Origin of the sequence: Peribacillus alkalitolerans (assembly GCF_010882125.1) — a bacterium.
Lineage (GTDB): Bacteria > Bacillota > Bacilli > Bacillales > DSM-1321 > Bacillus_BN > Bacillus_BN alkalitolerans.
In genome coordinates this window covers 85,611-109,638 of the sequence record NZ_JAAGVZ010000008.1, presented here as the reverse complement: position 1 = coordinate 109,638, position 24,028 = coordinate 85,611, and the positions used below count along the sequence as shown (strand labels likewise).

Sequence of the window (24,028 nt, the reverse complement as noted above, 5' to 3'; positions counted from 1 at the left end):
ATAATTAACGAAAATTACTATCGCTTAATTAACCCCTACCACTTTCGATCAAGAAATGTTTCTCAAACTTAGTGGTAGGGGAATTAATTAGTTTACAATTCGATGAATGACATGCATCCTATTTACTGAATCCCCAGCTCTTTCAAAATACTTTCTAATGTCTTGCCATCATGCGTTTCTTTTGCAGCTGGTGGATTTTCAGCATATTTGTTTTGTAATAAGTAATTCTCTTTAACAAAGTCGATGTCTTTCGCATCAACAGTACCATCAAAATTAATATCCGCCGCACGGTTGCTCGTCTGCCAAGATTTTTGAATTTCAATCGCGTCTAAAACATCAATGACGTTATCTTGGTTGACATCACCAGCTTTCATATTAACCAAATATGGGTAGATATAAAGATTTTGACCAAAAAGCTCACCCTTATATTCAAACCCAATCGGTTGTTTAGTTTGAACCACAAAGTGACCAGGTACTTTAATATCTAAAGTATATGGATCCTTGCTTAAAGGAAGCTTTCCTACACTGTAGTCTCCATCTACGCTGATTAATGGAGTGGCGTCAAAAGTAAATCCGCTTGAATCCTTGAGCTTTAGTGATGCCCCAGCCTTTATCCACTCTGTTGGAGAAGTGCGGAATCCGTCCGGCGTTACTCGGCCAGAAACGGCATTAAATTGCGGCAGAACCTCAAAATTGTAACCGGCGTTAAGTAGTTTGCTAGTTTGATTTTGACTATTTATTACAGTAGCCGTTGGATTGATGCTAGCCCCTAAAGTGAAGATTTCATCCTTTACCTTTACCGTAACATCCACAACTGCCGTATGATCGAATGTCAAATTGGAATCGTTAAAGACAACCTTTACCTCGTCTCCATTCACTGTTATGGTTGCTTTGTCTGAAACTCCATTCGCAAGTTTGGCATCGACTAAAATTGCCTTGCCAGATGGGTCTTTCAAGTTCCAAACCACTTCTTTCGCATCGCTTACATTATCCAAGAATAATTGGCCTTTAATCGTTTCACCTGTTTTTACTTTTTTGATATCGCTTTTTGCATACGTAACAGGTGTCCCTTCTTTGACAAAGAAATATTCTTTTGTTGGTACTAAATTACCGGCTTTATCAAATCCATCTAATGTATATCGCAGTGCTGGAACGGTTTCATCCAGGTTAACTACACTTGCCCATTTTCCGTCCTGATCCATAGAAATCGGATACAGAGGTTGCTTAGGGTCCCAATTAGGAAGCACCTCATTTGAAGATTGGTCGATATCTATTCCTGCTTGCTGCATTTCTGCCACGAGAGGATCGGTAATTTGAATATTGACTGGATACGTTTGTTGACCTGGTTTGTATTCAAGGAACGGAGACGGTCCATCTAAGGAACTTGTAAATGTAGGATCGTCAATATCAATGAAAACATCCTGCGCTTCATTCTTCACTGCTCCAGCTTGAGTTACAGAAGTAATATTCAACTTATAGTGGCCAGGTTTTGCATAACTCTTTTCTTTTGCAATTGGCTGTTTAGGGTCACCTGTAAATGCATAGTACGTCCCAGTAAAGAGTGATACGGTAACTTCGATACCCTTTGGAAGAATCTCTAAATCTGGCATTGTTCCGACAAAACCTAACTCTTTTCCTGTTTCTGCATCTTGCAGGGTGACATCCAATGTTTTCAAGGGTTTGATTACCGTAAGGTTGCCATAAGCAAGATAATGATAGTTAGGTCTCCGTCTCTCTGGATCTTGATCTAAATGTTTCGGTAAAATGGAATGCGAATAGAGATCTAAAGTATAGGCAGCATTATTTTCAATATAGAAATTAAATGGAATGCGATACTTATCGGATGAATCCTCTTTATTCGTCAGTACGATATACCCTTCGTATAGACCCCATTTTGCCGTCTTTGGCGCTGTCAAAAATACATTTTGTTTCACTTCTTTATTGGGTTGTACTTTAATACTTTTGCTGGTGCTAACGATAACGCCATTTTTACTCAGGCTGTTCGTATCATTTTTCAATATATTTTCTTCTACAGAAACAGTGAAATTTTTAGTGATGTCACTGTTGTTTGTGAAGCTTATGTTTTTACTCACACGAATATTGTCTCCTGACACTTCACGGTCGTAAAAGCCAAACATTATATCACCGGATGGATTTTTGACCTTCATGAAATCCTCACCATCTGGAATGAAGGTTTCATCGGTCACTTGCATTTTCATTCCACCATGAATGGCTTGATAAGGGTCTACACGACCTGCTCCCATTTCATACAAACTATACTCACCATTTAACGGATCTGCCGTATTCATAAGTATTGTTTTAATATCATCTGGATCAAGCTTCGGATTCGCCTGTAATAATAATGCGGCAATTCCAGCCGTGTGTGGGGTAGCCATCGATGTTCCGTCATGACGTGCATAGGCATATTTATAGTCTTCTTGATTTTTAGGGTTAGTAATGTAAGAAGGGACTGTAGAAAGCACGCTCACCCCAGGAGCAACGACCTCTGGTTTTATATCAAGAGTACCGTTGACTGGCCCTCTTGAACTGAAGTAAGCTAATTTATCTCCTTCGGTTACGATATCTTGCATATTGGAGAAAGTGAATGCTGTGTTCCCTTGAGCAATTTTCGCTTTTAATTCCTCACCTGCCGCTTTTGTAATAGAAAAAGTAGGAATGAAGTCAACGGATTCCCCTAGATTGGTGCCAATCTGTCCGTCTGCATTGTTATACATAATAACAGCGGCTGCCCCATATTGTTTTGCAAATTTGATTTTGTCAACGAGGGGAAAGTTCCCGCGTTGAACGAAAGCGATTTTTCCTTTAACATCTTTGTTTGCATAGTCATTTATTGAGCCTAGGCCTACATCGACAAGCTCAAGTGATTGCCCATTTAATGTGGAGAGATTATCTACATAGCTTCTTCCCATGCTGATGAGCTTAGTGGACCAGTCTCCTAAAATGCTGCCTGTAAATGAAGTTGTCTTAACAGGAACATCACTTGCTCCTACCGTTAAAGCTAGTGCAGCTGTACCTGGTGTACCCACCGTGTAGAAATCTGGACCTGCATTTCCTGCAGCAACAACAGCCGTCACACCACTTAACACAGCATAATTAATCGCGGTACTTAATGGAAAATACGGATCGTTTATATTTGCCCCTAATGAAAGGTTCATGACATCCATTCCGTCTGCCACTGCTTTTTCAATACCTCCTAGGATCGCTGAACCTGATCCGCTTCCATAGGGTCCTAAAACGCGGTATACATAAAGATCGGCATCTGGAGCTACACCTTCTACAGAAACTTCACTATTATTCTTATTTTGGCCTACAATGGTTCCAGAAACATGCGTACCATGCTCTGTGTAATAGGTTGTACCGCTAAAAGGATTTCTTTCAGGTCTACCCGATTTCTGCCAATCAGCATACGTTGCTTCCATTGGGTCGTTATCATTATCTACGAAATCATAACCACCTTTGTATGCATCCTTTAAATCCGGGTGGTTATAGTCAATCCCAGTATCAAGAACAGCCACTTTTACGCCTTCTCCGGTAATGCCTTCCTTATGCAACTTATCAATCTTTAAATAAGGAATACTCTCAACAGAAGTAGTAATTTTTCGATCAACATCTGTTGGAAGATCTTGCTTAATAGGATCAACCGTAAAGGTCTGGTTTTTATAAACAGCTTGTACCACATCAGATTCTAAAAGGAGCTGTACTTGATTGGCAGGCAATGTCATCGCTACGCCGTTATAAGCTTTTTTGAACGTCTGGGTGATGGAATTTGAAATGTTTTTTGATTTGGAGTTCTCTTGTGTCAAGTATTTTTTGATGTCTTCTTTAAAGGTTATGTGTTCTTTCTCTACTTTCGCAGCAGCGTCTTCAATTTTTAATGTTTTGCCTTTTGCAGCTGCTTCTAATACAGCTACTTTACCAGGGTTCGCTTTGAATTCGACAATGACGGAAATGTCTTCTTTCGACTGTAACTCCGCCTCACTGAATCCTTGCAGGCCTGTAGGCTTGTTCACTTCCAATTGATACAAAGCTTCACGTTGTTCCTTTGTCAAAGATGACAGAATGTCCGCTGTCTTAAGTTCTTGTGCTACTGCTTCAGTAGAGAGTACCGAATGAATAGGTGAGATTATTAAGCCTGCTGAAAATGCCACAGCAGCTGCTTTCTTGATTAATGAATTAAATTCCATATGACCCCCGCTTTCCAAATTGATAAAATTTCAGATTACTAGTAAGTAAGTATTCATTTCTAAAAATTATGAATATTACATTTATATCGTAATACCGTTTTTTATTAGTAGCTAGTGGGGTCTTGTCTGTGACTTTTGGGGTATCTAATTTTTCTTATCTAGTAAAATAGCTTAAATTTATAGCTGTTTTTGGTGCTTAAGAATTAAATACCCATAAATCGAAGTGGGGTTTTTTCTCTCATTTTCCGCCTTATTTCTACATTTAATAACAAATTTTTCCTATTATAGATTATTTTTCTTACTAAATTGGGAGTTTTCTTTCTTTTGCATGCCCATCGTACGAATGAAGAGTAATTTTATGAATATGGTGGCTGGCACCGGGAGATTTACAAATAAGGGTGACTACACCTAAATAGTAGTATTATAGGTTGGTGTACTATTCATTTTTTGAGAATAATATCTAAAGGAGTGTTAGGATCGTTCGTAAAACAGATACTCTTGAGAGAATTGTTATGGAAAAGCAAAATCTAGTAGACAAACTCGAAGATTTACGAGTTTGTCTACAGTCTATTTTCTTTTACAATGGGAGAGGTTAACTAAGAACTTGAGAAGTTGCTTTCCGCCACGGAGAACGCCCCCCTGAAAGAAAGCACCTGGAGCAGAAATCAACCTTTTCTTCTACAATACATATCAAAAATGACAAAGGTATCGAGAGGGAATACTCTCGATACCTTTTGTCGGCAATCTGACCATTATCATATTTTACAAATAAATAATTCAGTAACTCTATTATTATCTTTTTTTATACTTTAAGAATGTATAAATTGGCAGCAAAGAAGTAAGTCGACGTCGTGGCAAATTTTAGGATTAAAGTATAAGTGCAACTAGCCAATCGCCAGCGCTTAGGCTTGGCGCTAGCCAAGTTTTCTAATATACATTGATTTATGAGGGAAATCTGTTTTTCACTCAGAAAAAACTACGTTTCCAACATTTGGAATTAATTCATCTTATATCCCCTAAACATACAATCTCTTAATGGTCAATAGATTGATTTATAACCCCAACTCAAAATCTATATTAATAGTACGAATGATATAGATTTGCAAGGCTATTTTCTTTTAAATCATTTAGATTTATAAAAAAGCTCAGGACTCAAGTCCTTTACAAAACCCCATTTGTCACCACAGTCGAACAGATATACAATTCTACTAATTTCAATTTTACCCATTCATTTCCAACTAGAAACTACATGCCTCTACAGCTAGAAACTACATGCCTCTGATACAGAATCGGTAATTGGTAAGGAGGTGCCCCTTTTAACCTGTTAGCAATTTCTTAATTTACCCCATTCAACAATGAATCCTGCTTCAAGATATTTCTGTACTTATTCATTTCTACTAGGAGGATGTATGGTGAAAAAAAAGAAAATGAAGACGTTTTTAGCTGCCTCTTTATCTACGGTTGTTCTTGCTTCATCGTATTATAACGTAAAAGCCGATGATAAAACGACATTAGAAAAAACAATTGCGAATGCTGCTGTTGTTGATCGTTTAAGTGAATCTGACGAGAAAAAGGTCACCCTGATCACAGGCGACGTCGTTAAGGTTAAAAAGATAGAAAACGGCAAGAGTGTCATAGACGTGGAACCTGCCGATCAGAACGCTGCAGGTGTACAAGTGTTAACGATTGGTGAAGATACGTATGTCATACCAAAATCAGCTATGCCTTATCTGGCTGCTGACAAACTGGACAAGGATTTGTTTAATGTAACGAAATTATTAGAGAACGGCTATGATGATAAAAGTCTCTCTTCCCTTCCAGTTATCGTAGAATACACAGAGTCTACAGCGGGAGTTGTCCAAACAGAGGGATCCTTCCAAACAACGGGAGCTGACCAAAAAAAGAAGGCCAATCCAAAAGGAGCGAAAAGGGTTCGTGATTTAGAGAGTATTAATGGTGCCGCACTTGAAACATCTAAAAAAGAAGCGGATACGTTCTGGAAGGATATCACACCTGAGGCTTCCCAGAAAGCCAAACCTAAATTCGACCAGGGCATTGAAAAGATCTGGCTTGATGGTCGTGTGGAAGCGACATTAGACAAAAGCGTCCCTCAGATCGGTGCCCCGACGGCTTGGGAATCTGGTTTTACAGGTAAGGGAGTTAAAGTAGCGGTACTTGATACAGGAATCGATCCGAATCATCCCGATCTTGCAAATCAATTAGACGAGGCAAAAAGCTTTGTACCTGGAGAAACGGTTGATGATGTTGACGGGCATGGTACACACGTTGCTTCAACGGTATTAGGGACAGGTGCTGCTTCAGAAGGTAAGAACAAAGGAGTTGCTCCTGAAGCAAGACTACTAGTAGGGAAAGTATTAGATAACAATGGAGACGGTTTCGATTCATGGATTATTGACGGTATGGAATGGGCTGCACACAAAGCCAAAATTGTAAGCATGAGTTTGGGAGGCGGGGCAAGTGACGGAACAGACCCGCTGTCTCAAGCCGTAAATAGACTAAGTGAAGAAACAGGTGCACTATTTGTTATTGCTGCCGGTAACACCGGTGCTGAAGGAACCATCGCTTCACCAGGAGCTGCAGATGCTGCGTTAACGATCGGTGCTGTGGATAAGGCAGACAAAATTGCTTATTTCTCATCAAAAGGACCTCGTGTAGATATGGGATTGAAACCTGACCTGTCTGCACCAGGTGTTGGAATTGTTGCTGCTAAATCTGGACTATTACCAGGAAGCGGATCTTACATGAGTCTGAGTGGTACATCCATGGCAACCCCACATGTGGCGGGTGCTGCTGCGATCCTTCTGCAAAAGCATCCTGAGTGGAATGGAACTCAACTGAAAGAAGCGTTGATGAGTACGTCTAAGAGATTAGATTATTCACCTTACCATATCGGATCGGGCCGACTGGATGTACAAGCAGCGGTATTCAGCAGAGTGAGAGCAACTGGTTCCCTATCGTATGTGTTCAAATGGCCTAATAATAATGCTCAGCCTGTACAAAAAACGGTCACCTATACAAACGACAGCGATTCTGCTGTTACGCTAAATCTCCAAGCTGATTTTAAAAATGCAGATGGTAAAAATGCACCTGAGGGTATGCTGACGGTTTCCGAAAACCAAATCACTGTTCCAGCTAATGGTACAAAGACAGTAACCGTTACAGTAGATCCGAAGCTTGGTAACTTGGGTACTCGTTATGAGGGACAACTGACAGCCACGGATTCTGAAGGCAAGCAAGTGGCTCATACTTCAATAGGCATGATGAAAGAAAAAGAGAGGTATCCGCTAACGTTTAAGGCTACGGATCGTAATGGCAATCCGACTAATACGGGTTATCTATTTATTTTAAGCGAAGACGGGCAATTCCAGTTTGTATATGGAGACGGAACAACAGAAATTCTTTTACCACCTGGTACGTATTCGGCCATGTCTTATATGGAAGTGGATGATGAAACAGATCATAGTGGTGTAGCATTAGTCGGTAATCCTGAAATCAAGCTAGACGGTCCTCAAACTGTGGAACTTGATGCTCGAAAAGCAAAAGAAATTACAGTCGATACACCAAAGAAGGCAGAACCAAGCTTTCAGGAAATGGTATACAACCGACCCTTTGTTGATGGCAAACCAGCGTGGGTTGCATTTTTGTTATATCCATGGACCGACAAAATGTATGCTGTCCCAACAAAGGAAGTTACAACAGGAGAATTCGAATATTCGACTCGCTGGCGTTTAATAAAACCTTCCCTTGAGATCAATTTTAAAGGAAAAGTGTTGGATGATATACCGTTGCCGGGAAGTACACTTCTTGATGGTAAATATAACTTATCAACGGTTTATGCAGGAAAAGGAACACCAGCTGACTATGAGCGTTTGAAAGCAAATGGCAAAGCGGTTGTCGTGGATCGTAACACGGAAGTTACGCCTTCTGAGCAGGCCACTGCGGCACATGCAGCGGGTGCAAAGCTGTTGATTATCGTAAACAATGAAGATAAGGAATTCTATTGGTATGTAGGAAATACCACCGATTGGACGGACATCCCGCTTGCCGTTGCTGGAATCAGTAAGAGTGAAGGCGATGAAGTGATTGCAGCAGCACGTTCTGGCAACCTGAACCTGTTTGTTGAAGGTGAATCAAATCCATCATATTTATATGATTTGATGGATGTTCATCAAGATCAGATTCCCAATAATTTAAAATATGCACCATCTAACAGTGAACTCGTTAAGATCGACACGCGTTACAAATCAGATCGTGAAGCACCTGGTGAAGAATTCCGTTATGATTTCCGTCCGAATAGATTGATGGGCTTTAGCAGTAGGTATTTACAGAAACTACCTTTGCCTACTGTGCGAACAGAGTGGGTTTCAGTAGATAAAGATACTTCCTGGTCTCACCAAGCCAGCGTAGTAGACAGCTCATGGGAAGTTCGCCAGCCTTTAGTTACGTATAAAAAAGGACAAAGACTTCAGGAAGAATGGTTCTCTCCAGTAGTTCGTCCGCGTTTGGGTAAAGGCTATGAACCTCGCCGCCTAGAGGACGATTTAGGATTTTATATTCCTGCTTGGGCAGATTCTGGAAATGGCTCTACAGGTCATGTCAACAATGCAGAATCCGTAAAAAATCAAACACTTAAATTGTATCAAGGAGATACTCTTCTTCAAGAAGAAAAAGGACAAATTTTAATTTCAAATAAACCAGTCCCAGAAGAAAAAACACAATACCGTTTAGTGAGTGATGCAAAGCGAGACCCGAATCGTTGGAAAACATCATTGAGTACGCATACGGAATGGGCATTCTGGTCTCAAAAAGGCGAAGAATCCCAAACTTTACTCCCATTCTATTCACTGGATTATAAGGTTGATACCGATATGAATGGTAACGCACCTGCTGAACGTCCTGCTAAACTCGAACTATCTGTTGCAAAACTTGAAGGTGTAGCAGGTTACGGTAAGCTAGAAGGAGCGACATTAGAGGTTTCCTTTAATGAAGGTGAGTCGTGGGAGACTGTGAACCTCCAGCGTTCAGCCGATAACAAGTGGGAAGCCAAGATCAACAATCCGAAGAATGCTACGTATGTATCATTACGAGCAAATGCTTGGGATGATCAAGGAAATAAGATTTCTCAAGATATCATTAAGGCTTATGGGTTGAAATAAGTTTAATAGTCTATCCATCTGCAAATGATGGATAGGCTATTTTTATTGTTTTTGAATATAGCACCAATATAACATTTTATTAATCTTAGAAAGAGTGGGAATTAGTCCCAGGAAACAGCCGACCATCTCAGAGTTGTGAAAAGTACCTATGCAGGCTGCGAATCTGAATACAGAGAGCCTTCTTTGTAAGCATTCTCCTAATCATTAAATATCTGAATAGTCAATAAATTGATTTAAAACCCCAACTCAAAATCTATATTAATAGTACAATTGATATAGATTATCAACGCTATTTTATTTAAAAACATATAAATTATAAAAATACTCATGTCAAAAGTCCTTTATAAAACCCCATTTGTCACCCCAATCTAACAGATATACATTTAGGTGGTAATAGATTCGTAATCTATTAGTTTGAATGGAATGAAACAACTTAATTGATGAACATGCAGTTAATGTTGTAAGACTCATTGCAAACTCTATTTTTATAAGTTAATAGGGGTCAAGCAGTTAAGGGAAAGGAGAGAAAAGGGTTAATTAGGTAAATTCAATCTAAATATGGGGGGTATAAACATGATAAAAATCACAAAAAAATTGCTTGCATTGTCGACAGCTTTAATAATTACCATAAGTTCATTTGCTGCACCAGCTGGAAGTTATGGTAAGGCTTATGCAAAGGACAATATTGAGACAAGCTATAACCAGGAAGCTAAAGAAGTAGTAGAGAATAAAATAAGTGTAGAACTTAAAAAGGAATTTTCAAATAACTCTCAAACTACCTTTCTTGTAAAATTTAAGGATCAGGTAGATACAGTAAAGGTTGCTAATGAAGTTAAGGCTAAGAATAAGCATCTATCAAATGTAAAAAAAGAGTTAGTAGTTCGTTCATCAATCGTTTCTGAATTAAAAATTAAATCAGATTCATCACAGAGAAATTTGAGGAGGTATATTGAAAAAGAAAAGAGTAACGGAAATGTAAAGGATTCTAAGTCGTTTTACGTAGTAAATGGTATGGCAGTTACAGCAACAGAGGAAGTTATGAGAAACATAGCAGCTATGCCTGAGGTTGAAAGTATAAAACCTAATAGAATTACAAAGTTAATTGAGCCTGCAAAAACTACTGAAGCTGCTGTTCAAGCGACTAATAATGTAGAATGGGGCATTGAAAAAATTGGAGCGCCTGATGTTTGGGGCTTGGGGATAGATGGAACAGGAATAGTTGTTGGTAGCATAGATACAGGAGTTCAGTGGGATCACCCTGCATTAAAGACAAAATATAGAGGATATGACCCAGCTAATCCAGATAATCCAAATCATGAATACAATTGGTTTGATGCAACTGCAAATAACGGTTCAGCACCATACGATGATCTTGGTCATGGAACCCATACAGTGGGTACTATGGTTGGTTCAGAACCAAATGGTACAAATAAGATAGGTGTTGCGCCAGGTGCAAAGTGGATAGCTGTTAAGGCATTTACAGCAGATGGTGGAACAAATGAAGATTTAATAGAAGCTGGTGAATGGATGCTTGCTCCTAAAGATAAAAATGGAGTACCACATCCAGAAATGGCACCCGATGTTGTAAATAACTCATGGGGAGGCGGTCCTGAAGTAGATGATTGGTATAGAACTATTGTAAGAAACTGGAGAGCAGCAAATATATTCCCAGAATTTTCAGCAGGAAATACAACCCCATACAATCCTGGTGGACCAGGATCAGTTGCTAATCCTGCAAACTATCCAGAATCCTTTGCAACAGGAGCAACTGACATAAACAATAAGCTAGGCAACTTCTCATTAAGAGGGCCATCACCATATGGTGGAATACTTAAGCCAGAAATTTCAGCACCTGGAGTTAATATTAGATCCGCAGTTCCAGGAAGTGAATATGAGGGTGGATGGAATGGAACCTCGATGGCAGGTCCGCATACATCAGGACTTGTTGCATTACTTCTTCAAGTCAATTCATCATTAAAAATTGAAGAAATTGAAGAAATAATAAAGGAAACAGCAACTCCTATTACTGACTCTCAATATCCTACAACCCCTAACAATGGATATGGATATGGTGTTATTAATGCATTTAAGGCTGTAACATCAGTTATGACAGGACTATCTGAGATTAAAGGCCAAGTATCAGAAGATGCCGAGGATACAGTTCCACCAACATTTAACCATATACCTGTTACAGAGACATACGAAGGATTGGAACAAACATTAAAAATAGATGTACAGGATAATGTAAGTGTGGGGACAGTTGAGCTTCAATATAGAAATTCAGCAGATGAGTGGACAACAGTTGCAGCTGAAAGGAAAAGTGGGGACTACAAGTCAGGGAGCTATGAAACTGTAATTCCAGCTGATAGAGTAGTAGAAGGATCAAATCTATCTTACAGATGGAAAATTGTTGACTTTGGAAATAACGAGGTTACAAGTGATATCTATACAATACTTGTTAAAGATGCACTTACAATAGGATACTTTAATGATTTTGAAACAGAAATAACAGCATGGCAAATGCTCGGGACTGCTCAATGGCAGTGGGGAAAACCAACGACAGGACCTATGGCAGCAGCCTCGGGAGAAAAGGTTTTAGCTACTAATCTTGAAGGAACGTATTCAGAAAATCAAGTAATGGGATTGATATCGCCTGATTTTGTCCTGCCGCAAGGACATGCTTATTTACAGTTTGAAAATTGGTATGATCTAGAAGAAAAGATTGGCAAGGGAAAAGTTTTGGTTTCAACTGACGGCTATAAATATTATAGTGTAGCAGAATATACAGGTACTAAGACAGTCGGATACTCAAATGAAGAAATAGATTTAAGCGAATATGCAGGAAAGAAAATTAGTATCGCATTTCTATTTAATTCTAATACCTCCAATAATCATCAGGGATGGTTTATAGATGATTTTAGATTAACAGATAAATCTGCAGAAATAGGTAATACATCAGTTTTAAGCAATGGCCCTAAAGAACATATTAGCTTAACAGATCTACCTGCAGCATTAGGTGACATATCAGTTTTAAGCAGCAGCCCAAAACAACAAATAATAAATTCAGTGCAGACCAATGCTGAGATAGCGAGACTTCCATTATCAGCTACAGTATCTATTGTTGAAAATGGTCGTTCAACAAAAACAAATCCACAAGACGGGTCATATAGTTTCAAGGTTAAAGAAGGAGAGTATACTTTAAGAGCTGAAAAGTATGGATACTATCCACAGGATAAGAGGGTTCAAGTAGCAGCTAACCAAGTTCTTGAAAATACAAACATTACATTGGTTCCAATTCCTAAGGGAACATTAACAGGTAAAATCACAAATTCCCAAACAGGAAATCCGGTGAAAAACGCTAAAGTTTACCTAATTGAGGATGCAGCAGTAGCACCAGTTACAACTGATGCAGAGGGGAATTACTCAATAACTGCATATGAAGGTAAATATACAGTACAGGTTATAGCAGAGAACTATTTTGATGAGAGATTTACTGTAGATATTACGGGTAATGAAAATGTTACACATGATCTTCAGCAAAAACCGTTTATCAATTTTTCAGGAGAGATAGGCTATGATGATGGAACACCAGAATATTCAGTGGCTCAATGGGAACCAGGAGGTGGCTATGCAGTAAGAATGTCACTTCCAGAGGGACAGACCACAGGAATAGTAACCTCTGGATTATTTATGCTTGATGGAACATGGGGAAATACATTTAAGGTGGCAGTTTATGATGCAAGTGGAAAGGATGGATCCCCTGGAAAAATGATAGCAGGGCCGTTTAATGCAACTGCTTCTAGGGAGCAAGGGAAATGGACAGTCGTTGATTTATCCGCGCAGCAAATAGTTGTAACAGGCGATTTTTATATGGTTTTAATACAGGATAAGTTTGCTCCTCAAAGCCCAGCAATTGCATTGGATAAAAATTCAATAGCAGCACAAAGATCATGGCAGTTTATAAATGGTCAATTCACTTTAGCGAATAAAGATTACGGAAACATGATGATTAGAGCAACAGTTAAGCTTGGAGCACTAGCTCCAGTTATAACATCACCAGTGGACAACCCATATGTAAATAATGAAAAAGTAACAATAAAAGGTATGGCGGCTCCAGGAATGGACGTTCATATATTTAGCGGTGAGAAAGATATAGCAAATGGAAAGACAAATGATGATGGAAGCTTCTCAATTGATGCTGTACTTCATGAGGGAGATAATATTCTAAAGGCAAAAACTATTACAGAATTAGGATCTACTCCTTATTCGAAGGAAATAAAGGTTATAGTAGACAAGGCAGCACCAGTTTTAGAAATTACAAGCCCGCAAAATAACGCAAATATAAATGATCAGGTAATAACTGTATCAGGAACAGCTAAAGATGATTATTTAGAATATGTTGAAGTTAACGGAACAAAGACAGACATAGATTCAAATGGAAATTGGACAGCAAAGCTTATGTCCAAGGAAGGGGAAAATGTAATAAATGTTGTTGCTAGAGACAAGGCAGGAAATGAAACTGCTAAGAGCATAACAGTTAATGTAAAATACTCAATCCGTGAAATTAAAAATATAATGCCATCGAGTGATGTAATATTAAAGTCAGATCAAACATTAAAGGTTGAGTTCGACAGTGAGCCTGGATTAAAAAAGGCAGTATTTACAATTAACACTCCGATTAATGGCATAACAAGTGCAGTATCTGTGCCAACAGCAAGTTTAAGCACCTATGAAGTAGTTATGACAGAAGTAAAGGATGCAAATGGAAATGGCACTGGACACTATGAGGGCAACTGGACAGCAACTAAGAAGATTACATTAAACGGTGCACAAATAGTGGTAAAAGTAGAAGATAAGTATGGAAATTCATTAAGTTCCACGGCAGCAGGAAAGCTATATGTAAATAGCAAACCAAGTAGGAAATAATTATGAAAAAGTGTCAGGTATTTTACCTGGCACTTGAGGTTTCCTTTAATACAGGTGAGTCGTGGGAGTCTGTAAACCTAAAGCGATCTGCCGATAACATGGGAAACCAAGATCAACAATCCGAAGAATGCTACGTATGTATCATTACGAGCAAATGCTTGGGATGATCAAGGAAACAAGATTTCTCAAGATATCATTAAGGCTTATGGCTTGAAATAAGTTTAATAGTCTATCCATCTTCAAATGATGGATAGGCTATTTTTATTGTTTTCTGAATATAGTACCAATCAATTACAACGATTAGTAAATTTTAGAAAGCACAGGAACAGCCAACGGTCTCAGAATTGCGAAAAGTACCTATGCAGGCTGTGAATCTGAGTACAGAGAGCCTTCTTTGCAAGCAATCTACTAATCACAAAATATCTGAATAGTCAATAAATTTATTTAAAACCCCAACTCAAAATCTATATTAATAGTACAATTGATATAGGATTTCAACACTTTTTTATTTAAAAATATTTAAATCATAAAAATTACTATGTCAAAAGTCCTTGGTAAAACCCCATTTGTCACCTCGATCCAACAGATATACAATTCTATTAATTTCAATATTACCCATTCATTTCCATTATGAAACTACATGCCTCTACAGCAAGAAACTACATGCCTCTGATACAGAATCGGTAATTGGTTTAGGAGGTGCCCCTTTTAACCTGTTAGCAATCTCTTAATCTACTCTATTCAACCACGAATCCTGCATTAAGACATTTCTCAACAACTGTAATTTATTCATATCTACAAGGGGGAAGTTTGGTGAAAAAAAAGAAATTGAAGACGTTTTTAGCTGCCTCTTTATCTACGGTTGTTCTTGCTTCATCGTATTATAGCGTAAGAGCCTATGATAAAACGACATTAGAAAAAACAATTGCGAATGCTGCTGTTGTTGATCGTTTAAGTGAATCTGACGAGCAAACGGTCACCCTGATCACAGGCGACGTCGTTAAGGTTCAAAAGATAGAAAACGGCAAGAGTGTCATAAACGTGGAACCTGCCGATCAGAACGCTGCAGGTGTACAAGTGTTAACGATCGATGAAGATACGTATGTCATACCAAATTCAGCTATGCCTTATCTGGCAGCTGAAAAACTGGATAAGGATTTGTTTAATGTAACGGAATTATTAGAGAACGGCTATGATGATAAAAGTCTCTCTTCCATGCCAGTTATCGTAGAATACACAGATTCCACAGCGTCCGTAGCGAGAGCCTTCCAAACAAAGAAGGCCGATCCAAAAGGGGCAAAAAAGGTTCGTGAGTTAGAAAGTATTAATGGTGCCGCTCTTGAAACATCTAAAAAAGAGGCGAAGAAGTTTTGGAAGGATATCGTACCTGAGGATTCCCCAAAAGACCAATCTAACACAGCAGTATTCGATCAGGGCATTGAAAAGATCTGGCTTGATGGTCGTGTGGAAGCCACATTATCCCAAAGCGTACCTCAGATCGGTGCTCCAACGGCTTGGGAATCTGGTTTTACAGGTAAGGGGGTTAAGGTAGCGGTACTTGATACAGGAATCGATCCGAATCATCCCGATCTTGCAAATCAAATAGACGAGGTAAAAAGCTTTGTTCCTGGGGAAACGGCTGATGATGTTGACGGGCATGGTACACACGTTGCTTCAACGGTATTAGGGACAGGTGCTGCTTCACAAGGCAAGAACAAAGGAGTTGCTCCTGAAGCAAGATTGCTAGTGGGGAAAGTATTAGATAACACTGGAAACGGTTTAGATTCATGGATTATTGACGGTATGGAATGGGCTGCACACAATGCCAAGATAGTAAACATGAGTTTGGGAGGCGGGGCAAGTGACGGAACAGACCCACTGTCTCAAGCCGTAAATAGACTAAGTGAAGAAACAGGTGCACTATTTGTTATTTCTGCCGGCAACAAAGGTATTGCAGGTGAAGGAACCATCGGTTCACCAGGAGCTGCAGATGCTGCTTTAACAATCGGTGCTGTGGATAAGACAGACAAAATTGCTTATTTCTCATCAAAAGGACCTCGTTCTGGAGATATGGGATTGAAACCTGATCTGTCTGCACCAGGTGTTGGGATTGTTGCTGCTCGATCTGGACTAACATCAGGAAGCGGATCTTACATGAGTCTGAGTGGTACATCCATGGCGGCCCCACATGTGGCGGGTGCTGCTGCGATTCTTCTGCAAAAGAACCCAGAGTGGAACGGAACACAACTGAAAGATGCGTTGATGGGTACGTCTAAGAGATTAGATTATTCACCTTACCATATCGGTTCGGGCCGATTGGATATATCTGCTGCTGTACACAGCACTGTTCGTGCAACGGGTTCTCTGTTCTTCGGCTTTTTTAAGTGGCCAAACGCTAATGCACAGCCTGTACAAAAAACAGTCACCTATACAAACGACAGCGATTCTGCTGTTACCCTAAACCTCCAAGCTGATTTTAAAAATGCAAATGGCAAAAATGTACCTGATGGTGTACTAACGGTTTCCGAAAACCAAATCAATGTTCCAGCTAATGGTACAAAGACCGTAACCGTTACAGTAGATCCGAAGCTTGCTGACTTCGGTCGTTATGAGGGGCACCTAACAGCAACGGATTCTGAAAGCAAGCAAGTGGCTCATACTTCAATGGGCATGGTGAAAGAAGAAGAGAGGTATCCGCTAACGTTTAAAGCTAAGGACCGTAATGGTGACCCGACTGTTACGTATGTATACCTTTTAAACGAAAAGAATAAAAATGAACTCGAAATTATTGCTGTAAACGGCACAACAGAAACTCGTTTACCACCTGGGACGTATTCAGCCATGTCTTATATGAAAGTGGATACTGAAACAGATCATAGTGGTGTAGCATTAGTTGGTAATCCTGAAATCAAGTTAGTTGGTCCACAAACCGTGGAGCTTGATGCTAGAGAAGCAAAGGAAATTACAGCCGATGTACCAAAGAAGACAGAACCATTCTATCAGCGCATGTATTACTACCGTACACTTGGTAACCGAAAATTTGAAGTTGCTAATGTATTGTATCCTCCAACGATCGATAAAATGTATGCTGTCCCAACAGAGAAAGTTACGACAGGAACATTCGAATTTTCGAATCGCTGGCGATTAATAAAGCCTATCCTTGAGATCAATTTTAAAGGAAAAGTGTTAGATGATTTACTATTGGGGGGAAGTACACTTCTTGAAGGTAAATATAACTTATCTACGGTTTATGCAAGTAAAGGAACAGCAGCTGACTATGAGCATCTAGAAGCAAATGGCAAAGCGGTTGTCGTCGATTTTAACACGGATATTACGCCTTCCGAGCAGGCTGCTGCAGCACATGCAGCGGGTGCAAAGCTGTTGATTATCGTAAACAATGAAGATATGGAATTTGGTGCGTGGGTAGGAAGTGAAGATGGCAAGTCGATCCCGCTTGCCGTTGCCGGAATCAGTAAGAGTGAAGGCGATGAAGTGATTGCAGAAGCACGTTCTGGCAACCTGAAATTGCATGTTGAAGGTGAACCAAATACACCATATGTATATGATTTGATTGATCGTCATCATGACCAGATTCCAAATAATTTAAAATATGCACCATCTAGCAGTGAACTCGTTGAGATCGACACGCGCTACAAATCAGATCGTGAAGCACCAGGTAGAGAGTGGCGTGTTGATATTCGTAAAGGATCTACATCTGGGATAAGCTGGGATCAACAAATAGAGTTCCCTTCTGTTCGAAAAGAGTGGGTTTCAGTAGATAAAGATACTCTCTGGCTTCACCGTGCAGAAGTCTTAGACAGCTCTTGGTTTGTACGACATCCAGCTGTTTCGTATGAAAAAGACGGAAAATTGGATGAAGAATTTTTCTCTCCAGTAGTTCGTCCTCACTTGGGAGATAGCTATTACCCGTGGCCGCCTTACCGTTCTAGTAACTATTTAGAATTCGATATCCCTGCTTGGGCAGATTCAGGAAATGGTATGGGTCAAGTCAGCAGTACAGAATCCAAAAAAAATCAAACACTTAAATTGTACCAAGGAGATACCCTCGTTAAAGAAGGGAAAGGACAAACTTTATCTTTAAGTAAACCAGTCCCAGAAGTAAAAACACAATACCGTCTAGTAAGTGATGCAAACCGTGATCCGAATCGTTGGAAAACATCATTAAATACGCATACGGAATGGACATTCTGGTCTGAAAAAAGAAGAAACACTACTTTACTCCCACTCTATTCACTGAATTATAAAGTCGAGACAGATATGAACGGAAACGTACATGCGGCACCACCTACAAATCTCGAACTATCAGTTGAAAAACTGGTTGCAACAACTTTTGCTGATGTAGAAGGCTACGGAAAAGTAGAAGGAGCGACATTAGAGGTTTCCTTTAATGAAGGTGAGTCGTGGGAGACTGTGAATCTCGAGCGTACAGCCGATAACAAGTGGGTAGCCAAGTTCAAAAATCCGAAGAATGCTGAGTATGTATCATTACGAGCAACTGCTTGGGATGATCTAGGCAACAAAATTTCTCAAGATGTCATTAAGGCTTATGGCTTAAAATAAGATTAATAGCCTATCCATTTACAAATGATGGATAGGCTATTTTTATTAATTTAGCTCTGTTAAAATTACCCAGGAGTCAAGCGTCTTCCACTCCAAACAACAAACTACTTAAAATCAATAATGTACTTTAACAAAGCCATTAATTTAAAAGTATTGATTTGTCATTCGCTTTACTCTTCAATCTTGATGAGTAACAAACCCTTTTCTCATCCAAACCTTTGATTTCCATCGCCATAACATAAGTGAACCGCGGAACCATTCATCAGCTGCAAATGCAAGCCATATCCCAACTAGACCTAATTCGAAATATATTCCAAGTAGGTATGAAAGTGTGACACTGATGCCCCACATAGAGAGGATTCCCATGTATACGGGAAATTTTACATCACCAGCAGCCCTCAATGAATTGATGATTACCAGATTGAATGTACGGCCAGGTTCTAGTATGATCGTCAACCAAATTAATGTGCTACCAACAGCAATGATGGATTCATTAGATGTGAAAATGGATAATAGTTGTTTTGAAAAGAGCGAAAAGAGAAGGGAAGCCCCTAGTGTAATACCAAGTGCCAGCTTTAAACTCTTAATACAGCGAGCATATGCCTCTTCATATTTCTTTGCCCCGATTTGATGTCCTATCAGGATTTGAGTGCCTTGACTAATTGCGACTCCGAATAAGAATATGAACATCATCAGGTTTTGGGCATAAACCTTTGTCGTCAAAGCATTGGTACCAAGCATCGTGATAAAGTAAGTGATGACCATTTGAGATCCATTATAGGATAAATGTTCTCCTGCTGAAGGAATACCGATTTTTAATAAATCCTTAATGTGTTGTATCGGCATTTTCAAAATCTGATCAAATGGCAATTTTGTTGGAACGCGCTTCACTAATATAATCATAATGGCAATGAATCCTATTAAACGACTTACAGTAGTGGAAATAGCTACACCCTCGACTCCTAGAATTGGTAAGCCAAATGGTCCAAAAATAAACAAATAATTCCCGATGACATTCAAGATGTTCATTCCAATCGTGACATACATCGCATCTTTCGTATGACCATAGCTTCTAATAATTGCACCTGCTGTCATAATCAATGCTTGAACAAAGGAAAAGCCTCCAACAATGATAAGATAGGAATCTGCTTCCGCTAATAATTCAGAAGGTAAATCCATTAATTGAAGTAAAAATTCACTAGAGAAAAAGATGATGACACTTAAAACAAGACCGAAGATCAGATTGACCACAAGAGATACTACAGTTATCTGAGCGGCTGTTATTTCGTTTTTAGCGCCAAGATTCTGTGCCACTAAAATAGCTGTCCCAGTAGCCACAAAGCCAAACATCACAATTACTAGTGATAAAATTTGATTGGACACTCCAACTGCAGCCACGGATTGATCTGAATATTGACTTAGCATCAATGTGTCTGCATTACCCATAAGCATATGTAGGAAAATTTCTATGAACAATGGCCAGGTTAGGGCAAACAATGTCAATTTTTTAGTTGGTTTAGACATATTGATACTCCTATTAATCTAGTAGGATTCTTTCTAGTGGTAACTATTAGGGGAAGACCCATACAACTTCCTAACTAATGTTAAGGATGGGGTCTAACCCTAATAGTTACCTGAAAAGGTTATACGACATGAGAATCATGAAAAGCTAATATGCTGAATCCATAGGGTTCAAGCTGTACTTGAACAGAAGGGGATTCTAAGGCAAGTTCTTCTTCAGTCCAGAGGTTTTTGACGACAATCCCCTGCATAGACAGAGGTAGTTCAAAAGACTGAACTTGATCTGTTGGGTTGATGAAAACAAATACATTTCGATCATCTTGATATTTCTTGAACGCTACAATCTCGGTTTCCACACGATTTAAAAATTGGAGTCTTCCTTTGTTAGCAAGTAGCTTTTCTGATTGTCTTAAAGCGATTAATTTCTTTACATGGGTTAAAAGATCAAGATTTTGTTTTCCTGTATCCCATTCCATGCATTTACGGCAACCTGGATCTTGCTCACCAGTCATACCGATTTCGTCTCCATAATACATACATGGGGACCCCATAAAAGTATAAAGGAGAGTATAAATCAACTTCACTCGATTAATATCCTCATTACATTCAGTCAGTACTCGTGGAGTGTCGTGACTTCCTACCAAGTTAAAGGTAAAATCCATGACATATTGAGGATAGCTTTGGATTACAGATGTCATCGCATTCATGAATTGCTTGGCGTTGATAGTTTGTTTCGCTAATAAATTCAAAACATTAGTCGTGAAAGGGTAATTCATTACTGCATCGAACTGATCTCCCTGTAACCATGGCATGGAATCATGCCAAATCTCACCTAGAATATACAAGTCTTCTTTTTCTTTCTTGCAAGTGATGCGGAAATCTCTCCAAAATTGATGATCGACTTCATTCGCTACATCAAGGCGCCAACCATCGATATCGAACTCATTAATCCAGTAAGTTGCTACATTCAGTAAATATTTTTTCACTTCAGGATGCTGAGTATTTAACTTCGGCATTGCATCGACGAAGGCAAAAGCTTCATAGTTTGGACAATCTCCACCTTCTAAAGGAAGACTATGTGGATGGAACCAATCTTTATATGAAGAATCCTCTCCATTTTTCAATAAGTCTTGAAATGGAGGAAAGAAGTAACCGCTGTGATTGAATACGGCATCCAACATCACTTTAATCCCACGTTTATGACATTCTTGAACAAGTCTTTTCATATCTTCCTTTGTACCGAATTGAGGATCAATTTCGAGATAGTCAATCGTATCGTATTTATGATTTGAATGCGCCTTAAAAACCGGAGTGAAATAGATTCCGTTCACACCTAATTCAACTAAATAATCTAAATGGTTGATAACCCCTTCAAAATCGCCACCAAAGAAATTTGAGGTGGAAGGCTCAGCACTTCCCCAAGCTAAGGCACCTTTTGGATTGTTTAAGGGATTCCCATTTGCAAATCGTTCAGGGAAGATTTGGTACCATCTAGCATCTTTCACCCAATCAGGAGCTTGGAATATTTCGGACATGTGAAGATAGGGGTGACAGAAATAATAACCACTATCAGTTATTGCCTCAGAATAAAATCCTTTTTCATTATAAGTAATTGTTTCATCCTTGCTTTGAAGTTCAAAACCATATCGAAGACGTCGGTGTGGAGGTCTTATATGTACTTCCCAATAATCAAAAATTCCATCTGTTGCAGTCCATTCCATGCTTTCACGATGGAATACCCAATTGCCATCTTCCCAAATATATGGATCTCCATGTAGAAGCTGGATTTTTTCGACATCATCCTTTTTCGTTCGAATTCGTATACCTAGAGTATTTTCATCGATAATAAATGAGAAATTATGACCAGGTCTATGAAAAACTGCAGAAAGTTCCATCAAACCACCCCTTCATATAAGTATTGCAATCGTTTGCATAAAATACCAAAAAATATACCCTAAAACTACCATTCAGATTAACAAAACACACCCGCTAATTCAACCGTTACTTAATAGAAAATTTAAAAGAATGAATATAAGCAACACTTTGGCAAACCTTGTCATAAAAAAGTTGTTGTAAAAGAAGTAAAATTAAGTATAATAGGAATTAGAAATTGTGCAATCGTTTTCATAGAAACATCGCAAGAATTATGAAATGTAATAGTATATCTAATAGGTAAACAGAACTATTTATAAGTATTTATTTTTTTGTCCTATATTGATAACGTTTTCATTTCCGACAATTTTTGTAGTTTTGTGCAAACGGTTGTATCGAATATTACATTTTAGATATAAAAATTGGGAGGGTCAACAATGAAAAAAGCTTTATCAATGTTATTGATGCTAGTACTTTTAGTTGGCATGCTTGCAGCTTGCGGTCCTAAGCGTGAGGCAGAGCAAAAGCCTGCTGAAGGTAAAAAGGGAACAGAGCAAACTGCAGAAGAACCAAAACCAGAGAAACTAGTAATTTGGGAAGACAAAGATAAGAGTAAAGATTGGCTACCTGCTGCTATCAAGTCTTTCGAAGAAGAATATGGAATTAAAGTAGAATTCAAAGAATTGAACATGGCTGATAAAATCCGTGATCAATTACGTCTTGATGGTCCTTCTGGAAATGCTCCAGACGTTGTGACACTTCCACATGATCAAATCGGTCAAGTTGTTACAGAAGGTCTTATTCAAGAAATTAAAGTTGATGACGAAGTATTAAAAACATACAGTGACTCTTCAATCACTGCACAAATGTATGATGGAAAACTTTATGGTCTTCCAAAAGCTACTGAAACACCTGTTTTCATTTACAACAAAGCTTTAATGGATAAAGCTCCAGAAACTATGGATGATCTTTATGCTTTCTCTAAAGATTTCACTAAGGGTGGCAACTACGGTTTCCTAGCTCTTTGGGATAACTTCTACTTCGCACATGGTCCAATCGCTGGTATGGGCGGATATGTATTCAATGAAAAAGATGGCGCTTTAGATCGTGATGACGTTGGATTAAACAATGAAGGCGCTGTTGAAGGTACTGCTTATATTCAAAAATGGTACAAAGATGGTCTATTCCCTAAAGGTATCATCGGTGAAACTGGTGGAGCTGCAATGGACGGATTATTCAATGAAGGAAAAGCGGCTTCAGTGATGAACGGACCTTGGGCATTCCAAGGCATGAAAGATGCTGGAATTGACATTGGCGTATCAGCAATGCCTAAGCTTCCAAATGGTGAGCCAGTAAAAACATTTATGGGTGTTAAAGGCTGGCACGTGACTCAATTCACTAAAAACCCTTACTGGTCTACTAAGTTAATAGAGCACTTATCAAATGACGAAAACTCTAAAGCGCGTTTCGAAGCAGTACAAGAAATCCCAGCTAACGTTGCATTAGTTGAAGATCCAGTTATTGCTGATAACGAAGGTGCTAAAGCAGTTGCATTACAATCTCAATACGCTGTTCCAATGCCAAACATTCCAGAAATGGCTGAAGTTTGGGGACCAATGGCTTCTGCACTTCAAACAGTTGCATCACAAAAGGCTGAGCCAAAAGCAGCACTTGAAGATGCAGTTAAAACAATCAAAACTAATATTGAAACAAACCATCCAGCAAAATAAGTGGGTGACACAAGGT

At 39.1% G+C, this 24,028-nt stretch carries 8 protein-coding genes; 5 read left to right on the top strand and 3 right to left on the bottom strand.

The window, feature by feature from the left end; genetic code table 11:
• Positions 1 to 122: 122 nt before the first annotated feature.
• The gene (locus G3O09_RS11555) at positions 123 to 4,205 is read right to left on the bottom strand and encodes a S8 family serine peptidase (RefSeq protein WP_163101645.1); all 4,083 of its coding nucleotides are present in this window, start codon (positions 4,203 to 4,205) and stop codon (positions 123 to 125) included.
• A 1,409-nt stretch (positions 4,206 to 5,614) separates the two neighbouring features.
• On the opposite strand from G3O09_RS11555, the gene G3O09_RS11550 reads away from it, so the two are divergent.
• The 4 genes from G3O09_RS11550 to G3O09_RS11535 all read left to right on the top strand — a co-directional run bounded on the left by G3O09_RS11550 (position 5,615) and on the right by G3O09_RS11535 (position 18,889).
• Complete coding sequence (locus G3O09_RS11550; protein WP_163101644.1) at positions 5,615 to 9,382, top strand: S8 family peptidase; 3,768 nt, start codon at positions 5,615 to 5,617, stop codon at positions 9,380 to 9,382.
• A 573-nt stretch (positions 9,383 to 9,955) separates the two neighbouring features.
• The gene (locus G3O09_RS11545) at positions 9,956 to 14,308 is read left to right on the top strand and encodes a S8 family peptidase (protein WP_163101643.1); all 4,353 of its coding nucleotides are present in this window, start codon (positions 9,956 to 9,958) and stop codon (positions 14,306 to 14,308) included.
• 2 nt (positions 14,309 to 14,310) lie between these two features.
• Positions 14,311 to 14,475: a hypothetical protein gene (locus tag G3O09_RS11540; protein WP_163101642.1), complete on the top strand. Its 165-nt coding sequence runs from the start codon at positions 14,311 to 14,313 to the stop codon at positions 14,473 to 14,475.
• A 646-nt stretch (positions 14,476 to 15,121) separates the two neighbouring features.
• Complete coding sequence (locus G3O09_RS11535; protein WP_240338413.1) at positions 15,122 to 18,889, top strand: S8 family peptidase; 3,768 nt, start codon at positions 15,122 to 15,124, stop codon at positions 18,887 to 18,889.
• Between the two features lie 177 nt (positions 18,890 to 19,066).
• Here the strand turns inward: G3O09_RS11535 and G3O09_RS11530 are convergent, their stop codons facing one another.
• Positions 19,067 to 20,413, bottom strand: coding sequence for an MATE family efflux transporter (locus tag G3O09_RS11530; RefSeq protein ID WP_163101640.1), 1,347 nt, complete (start codon positions 20,411 to 20,413; stop codon positions 19,067 to 19,069).
• Between the two features lie 119 nt (positions 20,414 to 20,532).
• Positions 20,533 to 22,305 (bottom strand): alpha-glycosidase, encoded by a 1,773-nt coding sequence (locus G3O09_RS11525; RefSeq protein WP_163101639.1) that lies wholly within the window; start codon positions 22,303 to 22,305, stop codon positions 20,533 to 20,535.
• Between the two features lie 414 nt (positions 22,306 to 22,719).
• On the opposite strand from G3O09_RS11525, the gene G3O09_RS11520 reads away from it, so the two are divergent.
• On the top strand, positions 22,720 to 24,012 hold the full coding sequence (locus tag G3O09_RS11520) for an extracellular solute-binding protein (RefSeq protein WP_163101638.1): 1,293 nt from the start codon (positions 22,720 to 22,722) through the stop codon (positions 24,010 to 24,012).
• Positions 24,013 to 24,028: the final 16 nt, after the last annotated feature.